This window comes from Martinezella sp. CNPSo 3957 (genome assembly GCF_057784395.1).
On sequence record NZ_JBXSOU010000001.1, the window covers coordinates 1,025,523 to 1,041,829 of the forward strand.

General features: G+C 54.4%; 12 protein-coding genes. 6 read left to right on the forward strand and 6 right to left on the reverse strand.

What is annotated here, in order from left to right; translation table 11 throughout:
- The first annotated feature begins 263 nt into the window (after positions 1–263).
- The 4 genes from AC13QE_RS04780 (at position 264) to AC13QE_RS04795 (ending at position 7,454) form a co-directional block, all read left to right on the forward strand.
- Positions 264–2,342: a glycosyltransferase gene (locus tag AC13QE_RS04780; RefSeq protein ID WP_488482793.1), complete on the forward strand. Its 2,079-nt coding sequence runs from the start codon at positions 264–266 to the stop codon at positions 2,340–2,342.
- A gap of 85 nt (positions 2,343–2,427) precedes the next feature.
- Positions 2,428–3,390: an FkbM family methyltransferase gene (locus AC13QE_RS04785; RefSeq protein WP_488482794.1), complete on the forward strand. Its 963-nt coding sequence runs from the start codon at positions 2,428–2,430 to the stop codon at positions 3,388–3,390.
- A 110-nt stretch (positions 3,391–3,500) separates the two neighbouring features.
- Entirely contained in the window at positions 3,501–5,429 is a 1,929-nt protein-coding gene (locus tag AC13QE_RS04790; protein WP_488482795.1) for a hypothetical protein, read from the forward strand.
- Positions 5,430–5,495: 66 nt separating this feature from the next.
- On the forward strand, positions 5,496–7,454 hold the full coding sequence (locus tag AC13QE_RS04795) for an HAD-IIIC family phosphatase (protein ID WP_488482796.1): 1,959 nt from the start codon (positions 5,496–5,498) through the stop codon (positions 7,452–7,454).
- On the opposite strand, the gene AC13QE_RS04800 is transcribed toward AC13QE_RS04795, so the two are convergent.
- Both AC13QE_RS04800 and AC13QE_RS04805 read right to left on the reverse strand, forming a co-directional pair.
- Positions 7,432–7,902, reverse strand: a complete 471-nt coding sequence (locus AC13QE_RS04800) for a hypothetical protein (protein WP_488482797.1) — start codon at positions 7,900–7,902, stop codon at positions 7,432–7,434. The two genes, AC13QE_RS04795 and AC13QE_RS04800, sit on opposite strands and share 23 nt — an antisense overlap.
- The gene (locus AC13QE_RS04805; RefSeq protein WP_488482798.1) at positions 7,889–9,100 is read right to left on the reverse strand and encodes a KpsE/RkpR family capsule polysaccharide export protein; all 1,212 of its coding nucleotides are present in this window, start codon (positions 9,098–9,100) and stop codon (positions 7,889–7,891) included. The genes AC13QE_RS04800 and AC13QE_RS04805 overlap by 14 nt, the downstream gene beginning before the upstream one ends.
- Before the next feature lie 164 nt (positions 9,101–9,264).
- On the opposite strand from AC13QE_RS04805, the gene AC13QE_RS04810 reads away from it, so the two are divergent.
- Positions 9,265–10,074, forward strand: a complete 810-nt coding sequence (locus AC13QE_RS04810) for an ABC transporter permease (protein ID WP_488482799.1) — start codon at positions 9,265–9,267, stop codon at positions 10,072–10,074.
- A 16-nt stretch (positions 10,075–10,090) separates the two neighbouring features.
- Here AC13QE_RS04810 and AC13QE_RS04815 read toward each other — a convergent pair whose 3' ends face one another.
- The 4 genes from AC13QE_RS04815 to AC13QE_RS04830 form a co-directional block, all read right to left on the reverse strand.
- On the reverse strand, positions 10,091–11,185 hold the full coding sequence (locus tag AC13QE_RS04815; protein WP_488482800.1) for a DUF6270 domain-containing protein: 1,095 nt from the start codon (positions 11,183–11,185) through the stop codon (positions 10,091–10,093).
- Positions 11,186–11,232: 47 nt separating this feature from the next.
- Positions 11,233–12,321, reverse strand: a complete 1,089-nt coding sequence (locus tag AC13QE_RS04820) for an FkbM family methyltransferase (RefSeq protein WP_488482801.1) — start codon at positions 12,319–12,321, stop codon at positions 11,233–11,235.
- 61 nt (positions 12,322–12,382) lie between these two features.
- Complete coding sequence (locus tag AC13QE_RS04825) at positions 12,383–13,750, reverse strand: glycosyltransferase family 4 protein (protein WP_488482802.1); 1,368 nt, start codon at positions 13,748–13,750, stop codon at positions 12,383–12,385.
- Positions 13,747–15,867 (reverse strand): capsule polysaccharide biogenesis protein, encoded by a 2,121-nt coding sequence (locus AC13QE_RS04830; protein ID WP_488482803.1) that lies wholly within the window; start codon positions 15,865–15,867, stop codon positions 13,747–13,749. Before AC13QE_RS04830 ends, AC13QE_RS04825 begins: the two co-directional genes overlap by 4 nt.
- 118 nt (positions 15,868–15,985) lie before the next feature.
- On the opposite strand from AC13QE_RS04830, the gene AC13QE_RS04835 reads away from it, so the two are divergent.
- Positions 15,986–16,255, forward strand: coding sequence for a hypothetical protein (locus AC13QE_RS04835; protein ID WP_488482804.1), 270 nt, complete (start codon positions 15,986–15,988; stop codon positions 16,253–16,255).
- Positions 16,256–16,307 lie beyond the last annotated feature (52 nt).

Sequence of the window (16,307 nt, forward strand, 5' to 3'; positions counted from 1 at the left end):
GAAGGCCTACCTTGCGGCGGCCCACCTTTGGACCGCCGACAGAGTGAGGAGCTGTTCAGCAGCCGGAGACGGATGGGATCGACCTATCCGTCTCCGGCAGGAACCGGCGGAGTTGCGAGCGCCGACGAACCATCGCCGAAATCCCCTTAGCCATCGCGATCAACCTGACCCAACAAACCGGGCGAGATTTCATGAACATTTTTCGCAGCAAGGAAGAAATGAGAAATGTCGTCCGTGAGGCTGACGCGGCGCGGGATTCGAGAATGTGGCAGAAAGCGGCCGACTTGTATGATGAGCATCTGCAGACCAATCCCGAGGACACAGGGATATGGGTTCAGGCGGGAAACTGCCTCAAGGAAGCGGGTGACTATCGTGAGGCAGCCAAGCGCTATCAGAAGGCGCTGGAGCTCAGCCCGGATGAATCCGACATTCACCTGCAGCGCGGGCACCTGCTGAAGGTCATGGGCCGCACGGGCGAAGCAATCGAAAGCTACAAGCGTTCGGTAGAGTGCAACCCTGGCAACCACGATGCCGTCATCGAACTCGTGGCAGCGGGCGCCGCCGGCGATGTCTTTTCCGATTTCAGCGCCGAGAGCGAAAAAGCGGTGAAGACCATCTGGCTCGATGTTACCGACCTCATGGAATATGCTCAGCACAACAAGAGCCTGAGTGGAATTCAACGCGTCGTTGCCAATCTGGTCCTTCATATTGAGTCCGGTATTTTCAAGGATTACCGCGTCATCCCGGTGATCCCCGAATATGATCGCCATCGGATTCTCGCCGCGAGCCCGGCGGCACTTGCAACGCTTGTTCGCCAGTTCGATGTCCCGATTGTCGATCGCAGCATGGTCGATAAGGCGATTGCCGCCGTATTCGACGCGCGCTTCGAAGTGTGGCCCGCGCAGGATGATATATTCGTCGTTGCAGGCGCTTTCTGGATCTATCCGCACTACGATGTCATGCGGAAGCTTCGTGAAAAGGGCATGCGCTTCTGCGTATTCATTCACGATCTCATCCAGATCCGGAATCCCGAATATGTCCAGCAGGCTGCCGTCGACAAGTTTCAAAGACAGCTGATCGATGTATTGTCGGTTTGCGATTTCGTTCTGGCGAATTCGGAGTTCGTCGCATCCGAAATCAGAGCCTATTTCAAGGAGCGTCTCAACTTCGAGCTGCCCGTCAAGGCAATTCCGCTCGCCACGGAGCTGCGGAAGACACAGAAGAAGACGAGGATCCTTAATACCAACATCCTCGGCATGGCAGAGGAGGAATATGTCCTCTGTGTTGCAACGATCGAGGTTCGCAAGAATCATATGTACCAGATCCGCATCTGGGAACGTCTGATCCGCGAACTGGGCGACAAGGCACCGAAGCTCGTCTGGGTGGGCAAATGGGGCTGGCAGATCGATGAATTGCGCCACCATCTGGCCACCCACGGCTATGTCGGGGACTGGCTCTACATCTTCAACGATATTTCGGACGACGAACTGGAATATCTATACCGGCATTCTCTGTTTACGACCTATACAAGCTTTGCCGAAGGCTTTGGCCTGCCAATTGGCGAGAGCCTGAATTACGGCAAGCCGTGCATCGCCTCCAACGCCACCTCAATGCCAGAGGTTGGAGGGAGTTTCGTGCGTTACATCAATCCGTACAACGTCGAGGACGGCTACAACCTCTTTAAGCAGGTCATTGTCGATCGCAGCAACCTGGCCGCCTGGCAGCGCGATATCAAAGAGAATTTCGTGCCAAAATCGTGGGATTCGTTCTGCTCCGAGCTGTTCTCGACGGCGATCGACATGAGTGTTGGACTGGGCGACCAGCCTGGGGTATTGAATTGCCGCCTGCCTCGCAACATGATCATCGAAGGTGGCGACACGGCGTTGTTGCGCATCGCTGCCGAAGGCCGGCGGATCCTCACGTTCCGTGCAGCGCGGGACTCAGGCTGGTTCGCTATGGAAGATTGGGGCGTTTGGGCAAGCCAGCGCCGCTCCCGGCTTGTATTCGACAGCGAACTCGCCGAGGGCGAGAGCGTGCGCATCTATCTTGAGGTGAAATGTCCGCCTCTCAGCGAGAATATCGCCGTTATCGCCGATGCCGGGGGAGAAACGTGCTCTTTCCGACTCGTCGATCAGTCGAGCTATATCTCGTTCGGGGGCATTGTCGGGCCGCACGGGAAAGTTACGGTCAATCTGCTGACGCGGGGCAGATTTGGCGATACCGGCGACCGGTCATGCCATCTCGGGCTCTCAGCCGTTGCGTACTGCGACGGGGCGGACCCACTGGAACGAGTGGGTTTGTTGGAGAAGGTCATGCTCCAATCCCAGCTAGGCCGAAACTGATCGATGCCGTCCTGTTAGGCGGCTTGGTTCGCCTATATTTTTTATCTCGATTCCCGAGATCAATGCAGTGAATGGAGGATTATTTATGGATGGAAATTTAGAAACTATATGTCAGTTCCTGTATGGGAACGATATTCCTCCATCTCATAAAGATCACATTAGCAGACACGGCATTTCGGATGGAGAACTATCTTATTCAAAAATTCGTTCTGTTATAGGTGTTTTTGATCGTCAGAGCTTAAACACGCCTATCATTGTCAGATTTGGACCAGAGGACATTTTCTACGCTGATCTCGGATCGTTTAGCTTGGCGGTAGATAATGCGGATAGGGCTGTCGGTCTTTCCATATTGCATTCCGGCATATACGAGCCTCATGTCACTGCCTTTTGTAAATCGACAATCACAGAAGGAATGCACGTCGTCGATATAGGTGCAAACATCGGGTATTTTACGATGTTGTCCTCGAGGCTCGTTGGACCATCGGGTTCTGTAACAGCAATAGAGCCGAATTCCGAAAATAGTCGCTTGATACTGTTGAGCATCGAGCGAAATGAAATTGATAATGTAAAGCTTCTGCCTGTCGCATTATCCAGTGCCGAAGGGGCTGCCTATTTCTCTACGCATGTAGGTTCTAATGGCGGGTTGCTGCCGGAAACCTCCGCTGTTTTAAGCAGTCCTTATTGTACGGTGGTACCGGTTTTTCGCCTGGATCAGCTTGTCCAAAAGCGCATCGATTTCATTAAGGTGGATGTAGAGGGCGCAGAGTCCAAGGTTTTTGACGGCGCTTGGCCCCTTATAAAGCGCGATAGGCCCATCATATCGACGGAGTTTTCGCCAGAGATGCTTCAGCGCATATCTGGAGTGGACCCGCTGAGCTATTTAAAGAGGTTTGTCGATATTGATTATCACATTGGTCTTCTTGATCGAGCGGACCCGACGGGCGCACCGAAGGACATAGGAGATCCCGGCCTGTTTTTACAGAACTATGGAGCGAATACTCGCCTTGAAGATCTGGCGCTGATCCCCCGTGAGCGGTTTTCAAACTGAAATATAACTATTGAGAATTTCCTCCGTTGGGAGTTCTCGCGTGCCTTTGGCAAGTGGCAAGGGATGACGCGAAGCGGCTTCGTCTCCATAAGTCGTTGAGGACTGTAAAAATGCCAATTTCTAAGGACGACGTGAGCTATGGCTATCGCTATCTCTTAGGCAGGTTGCCAGAAAACAACGACCGTACTGCCGGACAATTTTTGCTGCTCGCATGGGCACTTATCGTGTTCAGTTTCAGTACGGGTGCCTGGGCGCAAAGCGCCAGCACGGTCCAAACAAACGCTGCGTTACAATCGACGTCCATTTCGGGACTGGCGGTGGGAACGACCATTGTCCGTAGCGGATTTTATGCTGCCGGTGACGGCGGCGCGGCTACATACACCTTGTCGGCATCCAACTGCACCGGCCCAGATAACGGCGCGAAGGTCCAACCATCAAGCGGGACAGGGTGTTGGATGCTGCAGCCTAGCACAATAACGGACATCCGCATTTGGGGCGCACAAAACAACAACTCGACAGATATTGGCCAATATGTCCAGAAAGCCTACGACGCAAATGTTGGTTGCATCTTTATCCCGGCGGGAATTTGGTTATGGTCCTCTGCAGTAACAATGTCGGCGCAGACCCCTTGCTTCCGCGGAGCAGGCTGGAATGAGGCGGTTTTAGCGGGATCATTGAGCAGCACAAATATGCTTGGGACGTGGATTCACCGCTCTAGCGCTTCGTTCACCCCCGCCACAATAAGTGGACTTTCTGGCCAAGGAGGTACGCCTTCCTTTTCTTATATAGCGTTCTATGACGATCAGCCAACGATAGGTACTGGTCCTTGGACCCCAAACGCCTATCCCTATTTCTTTGTAATTTCAAATAATGGTGGCCGGGTCGACTTCGATAATATCTTATTCTATAATACAACGCATTGCATCAGCGTCTTTAACTCTGCGCGGCAGCATATCACGAATATTTATGGCCAGCCTCAGGGAACGTGTCTTTCCTTTGATGCCATATCTGATATTTCGACGCTTGGACATATCCAGTTTTGGCCCTTCTGGTCAGGGGCTTCCGTTGTCGCTGCGTTTGACCAGACTGTTGATCCGATTGTCTACGCGCGATCCGATTCACCTTTTATAGACGACATTTTTATCCTCTCTTATCATAGTGCCCTAGCCTTTACCCAGTCGAGCTACGGCGTCACGACGGGCGCCCAGATCGGTTCTGTGTCCGCTGACGCCACGCGATACGGTATTTGGATTCAGCCCGGCGCGACAGGCGTGCAATTACAGATCGCCAATCTTCGCGGGTCGGGCCAGTCATTTCCCGGAACCGGAAGTCAGCCTGGTTCAGGAACCTATCGGGATTCTGGGACAAGTACGCAGGTATCGATCGGAAATATAGATTGCTTTTATGCCGGCGGTAGTTGCATCGCCGTATTGGGCAGCGGATACCTGCAATTTGGTAATGGATTGCTTTGGAACTACAACAACGACAATAATGGGTCAGCGTCTATGAATGCCGGAACTTCCGGCATCATTTTAGGCGCAAATCCACCAAGCATCGTCAATTTCACATATCCAGCACCTGTGATTCCCACAACATCCGCCGGTGGCGTTTATGCGGTACGCGGCGTGAGACAGTATTGGACTCCGGCGGTGGTCGGGGACGGCGCGAGCGGCACGGTAACGTATAGCTGGCGTGTCGGGACGTTCTGGTATGATGGCTCTCAGGTGACGGCTACCTTTAACATAAGCGGTACTACCTCCAGCGGCCTCTCAGGTTCTCTCTTTATCAATGGTCTGCCGCTTACGAGCAATGCGCTATCAAACCAGAACGCATTCTGCACCATTTCCGCTATGGCGGGAATTACGCTCAGTCCCTCGTTTACTATGCTATCCGGGATTATATCCCCTGGTTCAAATCAAATATTGCTTGTCGAAAGCGGCAGCGGCCTGTCGACACTACCGGCACCGACGACGATTGTGACAGGCGGTTCCGGCGCCTTCGTACTCCAAGGATCATGTACGTTCGCATCAGGAGAATAAGAGGAACAACGAACAACGGCGGTCGTCGCTTGTGCGCGAAGAAACATCAGCTTAAGGACTGTAAAAATGCCAATTTCTAAAGACGACGTGAGCTACGGCTATCGCTATCTCTTAGGCAGGTTGCCAGAGAACAACGATGTTATAGAACTTTATTGCCAGGCATTCGAAGACGTTGAATTATTCCGCCAGCATCTGATGGAATCTCCCGAGTATAAATTTAAGAATCCGGTGGCGGTCACTCTGAGATCGCCACCAGTGGAAATGCAACGCATGTACAACGATGTTCGATTAGTCATATGGGACCTAGATGAAACCTTTTGGCAGGGCACGCTGACAGAAGACGGGGTTCGTTATAGTCAGCGTAATCATAATATTGTTGTTGAACTCGCGAGGCGAGGGATTTTAAGTTCCATATGTTCGAAGAACGATTTCGAGAGCGCAAAAAGCAAATTGCAAGAGTACGCCATTTGGCAATACTTTGTTTTCCCAAGCATTGACTGGTCTTCCAAGGCTCACAGGATTGCGCAGATTGTGCAATCTTCACAGCTTCGCGCTGAAACGATCTTATTCGTGGACGACAATCCTCACAATCGCGCGGAAGTTCAAGCCGCAATTCCGGGGATTCAAGTTGCTGCCGAAACGGAAATCCCTAACTTCCTAACACATGAGGCTTTTCAGGGAAAAGAAGATCCGGAATTAAGTCGACTTCAACAATATAAGCTATTGGAGCAGAAGCAGCTGGAGATTAGCGCCTCTGGGGGTGGTAGCATTGATTTTTTGAGAAAGAGTGGAATTACAGTTTCTATTATCTATGATGTTGAGAAGCATATGGATCGTGCAATTGAAATAATAAATAGAACAAATCAATTGAATTTTACGAAAAAACGCCTGCCTGCCGAACGTTCTGAGGCAGAAAAACAATTAATATCGGAAATGTCCCCTTTCCATTGTAAGGCAGGGCTGGTTTCCGTGAAAGACAAATACGGTGACTATGGAATATGTGGATTTTTCCTAGTTTCCGGGATGAGAGCCCATGGAAGACCCCAACTTAAATATTTTGCATTTTCATGCCGTCTATTGGGGATGGGAGTTGAGCAGTGGTTGTACGCTCTTCTTGATCGCCCGGAGGTGACGATCGTGGGCGATGTGCTCTCAGACCTGTCCACTCCGGTAGATTGGATTAATGTTGTTGGCGATACGCCTACAGACGAAATGGGACAGCAAAGATTTCATATTCCTGAGATCAGGATTCGCGGTGGCTGTGAACTCGAAGTAATAGAACATTTTTTTAGAGCCTCCGCCGGAAGGATAGTGACTGAATTTATCAGACCTCATGGATGCCTATACGTTCCCTGCCAAAACAGTCTCCTATTAAATGCTTCTATGCGATCTCTGTCGGATGTAGAGAGCCGAATTATAGCCGAATTGGGAATGGATGAAACATTTTACACAACTAAAATGTTTGAGCCATGTGCTCCCGGGACGTTAATACTATACAGTCCTACTGGCGACGCTATGCTTGCCCCTTGGCAGCATGTGAATAATGGGTTTGAGGTGCCAGTCTGGTTCCGCGAGCCAGTGCTACCTGACAATCCTCAAAGAACGAGAGAAGATGAATTTGAATATGAAAGGATAGCCGGATTTCTTTCGGAAAAATTTATTCAGCAGTCACAAGACAGCCTAGAGCGGTATGAGCACGCATATCACGGTATATTATCTAATTTGCCAAAAGAAGCGTTTGTCATAATTCTTCTTCCAAATGAGTTTGCAAATCATGGAGGAACTCCTTTCGAACTGAGGATTCAACGGGATTTGAACGATGCCTTTGAAAGATCTGCTGCCGAATTTAGTAATGTTAGTCTTCTTAAGATGTCAACGTTACTCAACACGATTGATGAGGTTGTTGATCACTATTTGCATTTTGATCGTGCTGTATATCGTAGGCTTTTTGAAGAAATACATACCCGTTACAACGAATGGACGCAGAACTATCAGCACAGCCTCAGTATTTCGGTAGTGCAGTGATGGAGGCCCCTACTGTGATCTGTGCACCTCCGGAGCCGGTGGCGGGCAAGTCCGACGCGCGTCTGATCGAAATTGTTGCGGCGAATGGCCGACGTATGATCGTGAGAACTGTAAAACGCCAAACCACGTTTATAAATGCATTTTGCGGGCGATTGCATTTCTGCTGATCGCCACTGGAGCGCACGTCGACAATGACCAGGACTGACGAGCGGCATTGTCGCATAAGATGCTTTCCGACAGCACCGTTACGCTGACTCAGTTTGAGCCGACCGGTCAAGCCGTGCTCACTGATACCAATTTTACTGCGAGTTCCCAAATTCAGTTCGACGTCGAGTGGAATAAAGCTCAATGACGGTGTGAGCTTGCCGTTCTTCGGGCAAATCGCAACAAAGATATAGGCCCACATGTTGAGGTCGATCATGACTCCGGCAAGGTCAGCCGCTTTCATGATCTCTGATGGCGGTGACCATGAGCCAGCCCAGCAGATAGCAAAGGCTCAAGGACAGGAAAACGACTGTAACGTTCTTGAGCGCATAAGGCATCTCTGCCTCGTCGGGCATCTGCGGTGGAACGACGACCTCGAGATACAGCTGCTGGCGGCGCGCATCAGCCCTGGCTGCTTCGAGTGCATCGAGTGAGGCAACGAGCGCCTTGTTGGCAAACTCCCGCATCAGGACGAGACTTTCGTAATCCGCAATTCTGGGCGCGACGGATTTATCCGATCCGACCATTTTGGCTCGTTCACTCTCGATTTGCTGCTCCAGTGCAGCGATCTGGCTCGTCAGAAACGGGATGGAGTTACTGTCCGGCGCAGTCTTGCGTGTTTCTGCAAGGCGTGCCCGCGTGTTGGCGAGAGCCGACGTCAGATTGCTGACGAGATCGATCATCGACATGGAGCTGGCATTCGGGTCGATCATCAGCTCCTTGTTTCTGAAGTTCGTTATGTTTCTCTGCGCGTCAATGACCCGCTGCTGCCCCTGCTGCACCTCGCCATCGGCAAAGCGAACCGCATCGCCGCGGGCGCGGTTGTTGAGCCGGTCGAGAAGATCGCCGCCGAGCGCCAGCAATGATGTGTTCATGTCCGCGGCATCTTGCGCGTGAAAGGCTGTCGTCCGCAGGACGGTGATACCCGTGGTGTCGTTGTGAATGACGGACACCCGGTTCGAATAATAATTATAGAGCTGCTCCTCGCTATTGGTTTCCCAGAAGCGAGGAAAGCGCGTCAGCCAGTCCGCCTGCGGGCTGCCGAAAATAGCACGTATGGGAAGCCGCTCGGCAAGTTCCTTCAGCGCCTGACGGGAGCGGATATATTCTTGCACGGAAAAAGTATCGTCCTGCGAGCGCGTTATCCCGCTGTTCTGCAACAGAGAGCCGAAAACATTGGAGGATGGTGGCGCGGCCATGCGGACTACGAAGGAGGATTCGGACACATAGATTGGAGCGGCGATGAATGCGTAATAGGCGCTGACTGCCAGGGTAGGGGCAATAACCGCCAGCAGATAAACACTTAGACGACTGTGACGCTTGCGACGCTTTCGGGCTTTTGCAGGGCCGGTAATCGAAGTTGCAATCATGCGGTGAAAAGGCTGCCGGCGCTGATCTGCATCGACTTTCTTGTTTTGGGTCTCGGAGTTAATCAGAGCCATGATCATGCCCTTTCTGGTGATTTTCTGTCGTTGCAGATCTGCGAGCGGACGTCACGGACGCTAATTGTCCAAGCCCGGCGCAATGAAGATTGAGCGGTTGCCCTTCGCCGGTATCGTTGACCGACCGTCCGATGGAGATGGGATAGCGACCAGGAGGGCTTCGGGTGCATCAGGTATCGGCAAACGCGCGCGGGGGTTCGCAGTTCATTACCGGATTGAAGATTCAGGGCCGCGTCCTCGGTGCGCTGATCATGCGCGAAATGCTCATACGCTACGGGCGGGAAAACATCGGCTTCCTGTGGCTTGCGCTGGAACCGATGATCCTGACCACGGGTGTCATGATCATGTGGACGCTGCTCAATCACGAGGCGCACGGATTGACGGTCGCGGCCTTCGTTTTGAGCGGCTACATGCCGCTGACGCTCTGGCGCCACATAACCGGTCACGCAGTTTCTTGTCTGCGCCAGAATATGCCCTTGATGTATCATCGCCAGATCCGCCTGGCTGACGCCATAATCGCCCGGACGCTTCTGGAGACTGCCGGCACGACTGCTGCGCTCATCGTCGTCTATACGGTTGCGCGTTTGGCAAACATCATCCCACCCTATCAGAATCTCGGTCTGCTGTTGGCGGGCTGGCTGTTCATGGCCTGGCTCTCTTTCGGGGTGGCGCTCATCTTTGCCGCCGGTACGGAACGGTTCGAGTTCATCGAGAAATTCATTCCGCCGTTCCAATATCTGACGCTGCCGATCTGCGGCATGTTCTTCATGGTGGCCTGGCTTCCCAGTGGCGCCCAGAAGCTCGCGCTTTATGTCCCTCTCGTTCATTGCTTCGAGCTTTTTCGTGCCGGTGTCTTCGGCGATTCCGTGCAAACCTTCTATGATATTGATTACCTTGCGAAGTGCTGCCTGTTTACGACAGCTGTCGGGCTCTTCCTGATCAACGTCGCACGCAATCACATCAAGTTCGAATGACGCTGCGACGGGCGTGCTAACGTTTGGCATAGTTCGTCACCTGGTGCTGGAATTCCAAGGAACGTAGCAGCGTTTCGCGCAACTCCCATCGGCTGGGTAGCGCATAGTGGCTGAGAAAGGTTTCGACGGATTCGGGCTCGCGACCGAGAATCCAGCGAAAGGCTGCGACGACATCATAGGAATCGATGGGCTCGCCAAAGTGGCTATGGGCGGGGCTGCTGATTTTTGCGAAGAGATAGGGCAGCGCACCAAGCAGAATATCGAGGCCGAACCGATGAAGGTTCGGGTTGGTCAACGCCGTCTTGGTGAAGGCGTCCATAAGGCCGGAATAATTCGTGAGTGTGGAAACCGTATCGCTCGCACGCGGCAATCCTTCGAAGCCGGCATTCGCATGAAAGCGAACAGCTATCTCCCTCCAGACCTCCACGGAATAGTGCATCGGTGCGGGTCCGTAGAGTGCGGTGTCGTCGGAATAGAGGTCTGACGGCGGTGCAAGTATCCTGCTGTTTTCAATACGCTCCCGGCAAAAGTCGATAAGCATGCGAGAAATCGGATACCGTATCTGCCAGCGGCAAAAGTCGGTCATATAGGTATTGCGGTCGATAAGCGTGCCTCGATAGTCGGCTGTAGGGGGCATATCGAGCAATATCACCTTTGTATCCGGCAGGTTCGCATTCAGAAACTCGCAGAATCTTTGCGCCGCCTCGATCACCAGTGTCCAGAAGTCGCGGCTACCGAATGGAATGATCTTGAAGATGTTGAAGGCTTCGCGCTGCAAATCGGGCCTGGCTTCCAAAAGTTCGTACGGGGCGGTGAGCAAGGTGCCCTCGTAGTCTAGGAGCGAGGTGCGCGTGGCGCGGCTGAAATCGATCACCAGTGTCATCGGCGCTGACGACCTCAATCGATCACAGAAGCCTTTGTCGGCTTCGAACTGCAGCTTCTTTTGGATCGGTTCGGGCCACCCCTCGAGGGCGGTGATGGACGCCTGCCTGTCGTTCATGAAGCTGGCGACGTTGATGCCGTAGCAGAAGAAGACGATCCTGCCGTCCGCAAATACGTATCGGACAAACTCCTCGCTAGGGCATGAGCCATAATAGGCGATACCACCCATATAATTGCCCCTTTTTGCTCAACAAGATCTTCATTCTCGATCTCCGCTCAGGTCGGAAGCCGCAAATCAAGTGCGGCAGCTTGAGCGGAGGCCTCCTTCCGGCATTGCCTTTTTCGTCTGGCTGGAATCGGCGGCAACTCCAGGTGCTGAAGCCGCCGGTTGACCTCCTCGGCACGATCTTCATGAACTGCAAATATGTTCGCCACGGTGCCGGCCGAGAAGTTCGAGTTGAATTCTTCGGATGTCGCCATTGGCGTCAGCCGATGCTTGGTACTTGTCCAGATGTGGTAACCGAAATCTGCGAGCTGGCGGTGGATCGCGCCTGGAGCGGTTTTGGAGACAATGGAGAGCATATCATGATTGATCTCCATCATTAGAGAAGGCTTACATCTGGCGATGGTTCTTTGCGCCCCCTTCAGGAACAAGCCTTCCGCTCCCTGTATGTCCACTTTCATGACATCGGGCCGCAGATTGCCGATAACACGATCCAGTGTTTCGACTTTGGTCATGCGATCGACCTTGGCTTCGGCGCGGGTAGTAATCAGTCTCGTGGCTCCCGCGTTGACCGTTTCGCCCGCGTCATTAAGCGGTAATTCTCCCGGAGCATCGGCAAGGGCGAGCTCGTGAACGCTGACTCGGTCTCCAAATCCGTTCTCCACGATCGATCGGTTGAACAGCTCGCAGAGCTTCGGCAAAGGCTCGAAGGCGAGAACCGTTCCTCTAAATGGGGAATGATGGGCTGCGACAGAGAGGGAATAGTACCCCACATTGCCGCCGACATCGATGAATTGCCCGTTATCGGGCACGATGGCTTTCACGAGCTCGATGTCGAACTTCTCATACTCACCGTTCATGATGCCAAAAGAAATATGATATTGGCGAAGGTCCAGATACAATTTGAAATTGTATGCGGTTTCAAAAAGCACGACGATCGACTTCGGCACGAAATTGTGAAACAGCAATTCGCTATGACGTTGGTGAAATTCGTTGGAAGTCAGAAAACGTCTGCGGTGGTCGTCCAGCGGAAGGTCGGTGATTTGCAGGAGATGGTGGCCAATGACATTTCGCTCATCATCGTTGATGGGACGGCCGAGAATGAATTTGTAGCAATTCTCGATGTCGTAAAAGCTTGTCACGTCGCTGCTCCCACGTCCTGCTGACGAACTTAGTTATTTGTTGCGCCTGCACTGTTGCCTCTCACTGTAAAACCGGCGAGGTCGATATTCTCTCGATGCGCCGCGGAGCCCGTTGGGCAGCATGGCGTCGCGCAGAAAAATCGGCTTCGATCAGCGTCTCCAAATCATCGAAATGCGTGTCCCACCCGCTCGATGGGGCGGGTTTCATTCGGCGTTGTGGCGAGGCGGCAATCATGTCGAGCGCGGCTCTCCAACTCAGCCCATCAAGCGGGTCGAGGAAGATGGCGGGCTGTCCGGCGGCCGCTTCACGATGGGCACTGATGTTGGAGGCGATGACAGGTGTGCCGAGCGCGATCGCCTCGGCGACAGGCATGCCGTAACCCTCGGTAAAGGATGGGGCCAAAAGACCAGCTGCGCCAGCGACCAGCCGCGCCAAAGCCGCATCCTCGAGCCCCGGCACTTCGATGACGAGTCCGGGCAAGGCAGGGCATCGCTCCAGCATTGCTAGGATGTGACTGTTTTCCCACCCTCTCTTGCCGACAATTACCAGCCGCGGGGCCATCGCCCCATCACGGTCGGCCAGATATTGCCATAGCTGCAGCAATAGCATGTGGTTCTTGCGCGGTTCGATCGTTCCGAGTGTCACGAAGTAAGGCGTTCGCGGACGCGGCATGTCGTTTGGCGCAGAGAGGAAGCAGCGCTCGATGCCTGGAGGCAGGACTGCGATCGAGGGGGGTGTCCTGTCGCTCTGCTGAGCAAACGTGCGCAGTGCACGGGCGGTTACCTGCGAATTGCAAAGCACTAGCGATGCATGTTTCAGCACCGTCTCCATCCTGCGGCGATGCCGCTCAGGTTCCTCCGGTCGAACGAATTCCGGATGCGATAGCGGGATGAGATCGTGGACGTAAAAGACGCCGTTGCGGCCTGTTTCTCCAAGCCAGGAGAAGGCGGATGTTCGATCCAGCCGGCTGTGCGACACGTGGACAAAGGAAGCCCTGGGCGGCAGCATGAGGCCATGCGTGAAACGGCTGGCGACAGCATGCGCGATCTTGCGCAGCTTTTGCGTATGAGCTTCGCCTGCCCTTACTTCCGCTGCGGCCCGCCACCTGATCTTGCCGTCGATAGCGGCGAAAATCCGTTCGAGAAGAGCAGCCTGCGTCGGCGATATATCTGTCGCCGACCAGCGGCTGTTGAGGATGGAGACCAGCTTGTCCGCCCGTTCGGACGGAATAGCAACGGCGCTGTTGCGACCAGTCTCGACAAACCAGGACGGCTGCGAAAACGCATCGAAATCTGTCAAGGCAGCCCGTTTGCGGCGTTCGTTCAGCCAGTTGGCGTAATGAAGCTCATAGCGATCGATACCGGTGGGCGTCGGGCAATGCGCACGTTCCATCAATCGAGAAATATCCATGACGACGGGCTTGGTCATAATTTTCTAGCCTCGAGCATATGGATAGCCTGCGCCAGCCAGCGCCGCCGCGATGGATTTGGAGCAATGCCCTGGCGGGAGCGATAGAGTTCGGCGACGACGTCTTCCGCCTCGCATGGAAGATTGGTGATATTCGACCAGTATCGGGGATAGAGGATGAGCGTGCCTGCAACCAGTGCATCGAGCGTTAGCACCCGCTTTCGCCGCAAGGAGACGACCGCATCATGCGTAAGACCCCAGCCCGCGTAAAAGGGGAGGCCATGGCACCATACCGGTCTTTCGCGCAGCAGCGCCTCGAATCCGATCTGCGAGGTGGCGACATGAACTTCGTCGACCACACTCAGAAGATTGCCCAGATCGACATTGCCGATCACCAGATCGGCGGCCTCCGCTGGCGGGGATGGAGTTGGGTGACGGCCGGTCGCCTTCGCTAGAAGATCCGGATGCTGCTTATAGACGATGAACGCCTTGGGCCTGGCGCGTCGGACAGCACTCAGCAGTTCGATATCGGAGGAATGGCTTGCCATGCCGAAGCGCAATGAGGCGTCGTTCGGAACTTGGCCGGCCACCAAAACGATGGTGCGGCCTTCGGCCAGTGAACGATAATCCGGTGCAGGCTGCGGCGGCAGATTGTATTTGGTGATGCCCATGGAAACGATGGCTTGCCGCAAGCGTTGCGCCCGCTCGAGAAGCGCATCATCGAAATTCGTCCTGTTCAGGATTGTTTCGAGCTGGCTCGGCGCGGAGGCATCAAAATAGATGCCTTCCTCATCGAAGCAGAGCGAGGATGGCGGCACGAGCGAGCTGCCAAGGCCGGAAGAGCGGATGAACCCGTCTTCAACCCGCATGACCGGCAATCTCTTGCCATGCTTCCATAAAACTCCTTCCTCGGGAGCGGGAGCATTGCCCCAAAGAACGATCGTGTCGGCGCTCTGGATTTCGGAAGCGCTCGGATTGTTGGCGAAATGAACTTGCGACCGAGGGCTGCTCAGGTATCGGCGCATGACCGCGCGTTTATGAAGCGAGAAATTGACGCAAAGGTAACGGCCCGTGAGCGAGCGGGCGCGAGCGCGCCATTCAAGGAGCCGTTCCACCGCCTGCTCGGCCGTGATCGGACTGCGTGAGACAGGATCAACATAGCGCGAATATTGAAAAAATGAAGCCGCGGCAAACTCGTCTATGCTGACATGGCGCCCCCGACGGGAGCGTGCCGTAGCCGCTACCGTGCCCTCGGCACGGTCTGCGGTCAGTCCCCAGCCGGCATAGGCGGGCATGCCAAAGGTAACGACGGGTATTTCCCGCAGGAGTGCTTCGAGGCCGATCTGGCTCGATACCGTCCAGACCTCATCCACCATATCCAGAAGGGAGTGCGTCGAAATCGCCTTGTCCACGAATTGCACATCCAAGGTTTGCGCAAGAGGCTGAAGAAAACCTCGCGCGCGGCCAGCGACGACGTCGGGATGGCATTTTATGATGATGTCGGCATTTGCCTCCGCGAGAGCCGACGTCCACATTCTCGCGAAGGTCTCTGCATCGGCGCCGGCGCTTTCGACGGCGGTATCTCCGACCACTTCGTCGACGAGCAGGATGCGCCTGCGACGGCTTCGGCGAAGACGAAACGTTCCTTCGGAGACGTGGCCGTCTTGGGAAAGTCTCTCGCGGTTGATCCAGCGCCGCAGGTCCCGCGCTCGCCGAACATCCGCACCGGAGGACGCGTCTTGAAGCAGTGCCTCGAGCCGTGAAGGTTGGCGTGCGGAAAAATGAATGCCGAGGTCGTCGGCGATAACGGAGATTGGTGAAGCAGCGTCCGGGCCGGTCGACTGCAGGAAGCCACCTTCCACCGTCCAGAAAGGCAGGCGCAGCACCTGCGCATAGAGGCGTGCCAGGCGGGAAAGCGGACCGTTTCCCCAGCTGACGACGCCATCGGCAGCACCCATCGTCAATTCGATCGGCCTGAGGGACGCGGAGAAAGCGGGACCGATAAGGGGAAAGCGCTGACGCGTCGGAAGAAAAGCAAGCAGCCGCGCGTTGATTGGCGGTAACCAGGACGGCTGCTCACTTGGTTTTGCGACCGAAGATTGCGCTCCCTCGGGAAAGACCATCGAATCCCTGTACATATAAGTCCCCCCAAGATGCCCGCTAGGAGCAATCACCCGTGCCTGAACGGCGGGGCCTGCGATATCGGGCCACGGCCGGCTGCATGAGCGGAACCGCTTTCGGGGGCACGAAAAGCAGTTGCAGCCGGATAACATCCTCAAATATTCCGCTTGCTGGTTTGCGCCGCCGGCGGGCGAGAAATTTCAGGAGGCTTCGCTGAAGCCGGCCGAACAGCAGGTCTTCATGACCATCCGTCGCAACGTTACTGCCGACTTGCCTCAAGGTGCCTCCGAGCTTTCCCATTCCGAATTCCTTGAACCAGCAATGAGGGAAAAACAGCTAATCGAATGGCAGTTATTGCCGTCGCAATCTCGCCTCGCCATACGGATCGCGTCGTCAAAGTATTAATTGCGACAGAAGGGAAATTATTCTTATATACCCATGTAAAAATTTTCAAACG

Coding starts and splice junctions, on each gene's coding strand:
- AC13QE_RS04785 (WP_488482794.1), top strand. CDS start 2,428: ATGGATGGAAATTTAGAAACTATATGTCAGTTCCTGTATGGGAACGAT.
- AC13QE_RS04805 (WP_488482798.1), bottom strand. CDS start 9,100: ATGGCTCTGATTAACTCCGAGACCCAAAACAAGAAAGTCGATGCAGAT.
- AC13QE_RS04815 (WP_488482800.1), bottom strand. CDS start 11,185: ATGGGTGGTATCGCCTATTATGGCTCATGCCCTAGCGAGGAGTTTGTC.
- AC13QE_RS04790 (WP_488482795.1), top strand. CDS start 3,501: ATGCCAATTTCTAAGGACGACGTGAGCTATGGCTATCGCTATCTCTTA.
- AC13QE_RS04830 (WP_488482803.1), bottom strand. CDS start 15,867: ATGTACAGGGATTCGATGGTCTTTCCCGAGGGAGCGCAATCTTCGGTC.
- AC13QE_RS04800 (WP_488482797.1), bottom strand. CDS start 7,902: ATGAAAGCGGCTGACCTTGCCGGAGTCATGATCGACCTCAACATGTGG.
- AC13QE_RS04780 (WP_488482793.1), top strand. CDS start 264: ATGTGGCAGAAAGCGGCCGACTTGTATGATGAGCATCTGCAGACCAAT.
- AC13QE_RS04825 (WP_488482802.1), bottom strand. CDS start 13,750: ATGACCAAGCCCGTCGTCATGGATATTTCTCGATTGATGGAACGTGCG.
- AC13QE_RS04795 (WP_488482796.1), top strand. CDS start 5,496: ATGCCAATTTCTAAAGACGACGTGAGCTACGGCTATCGCTATCTCTTA.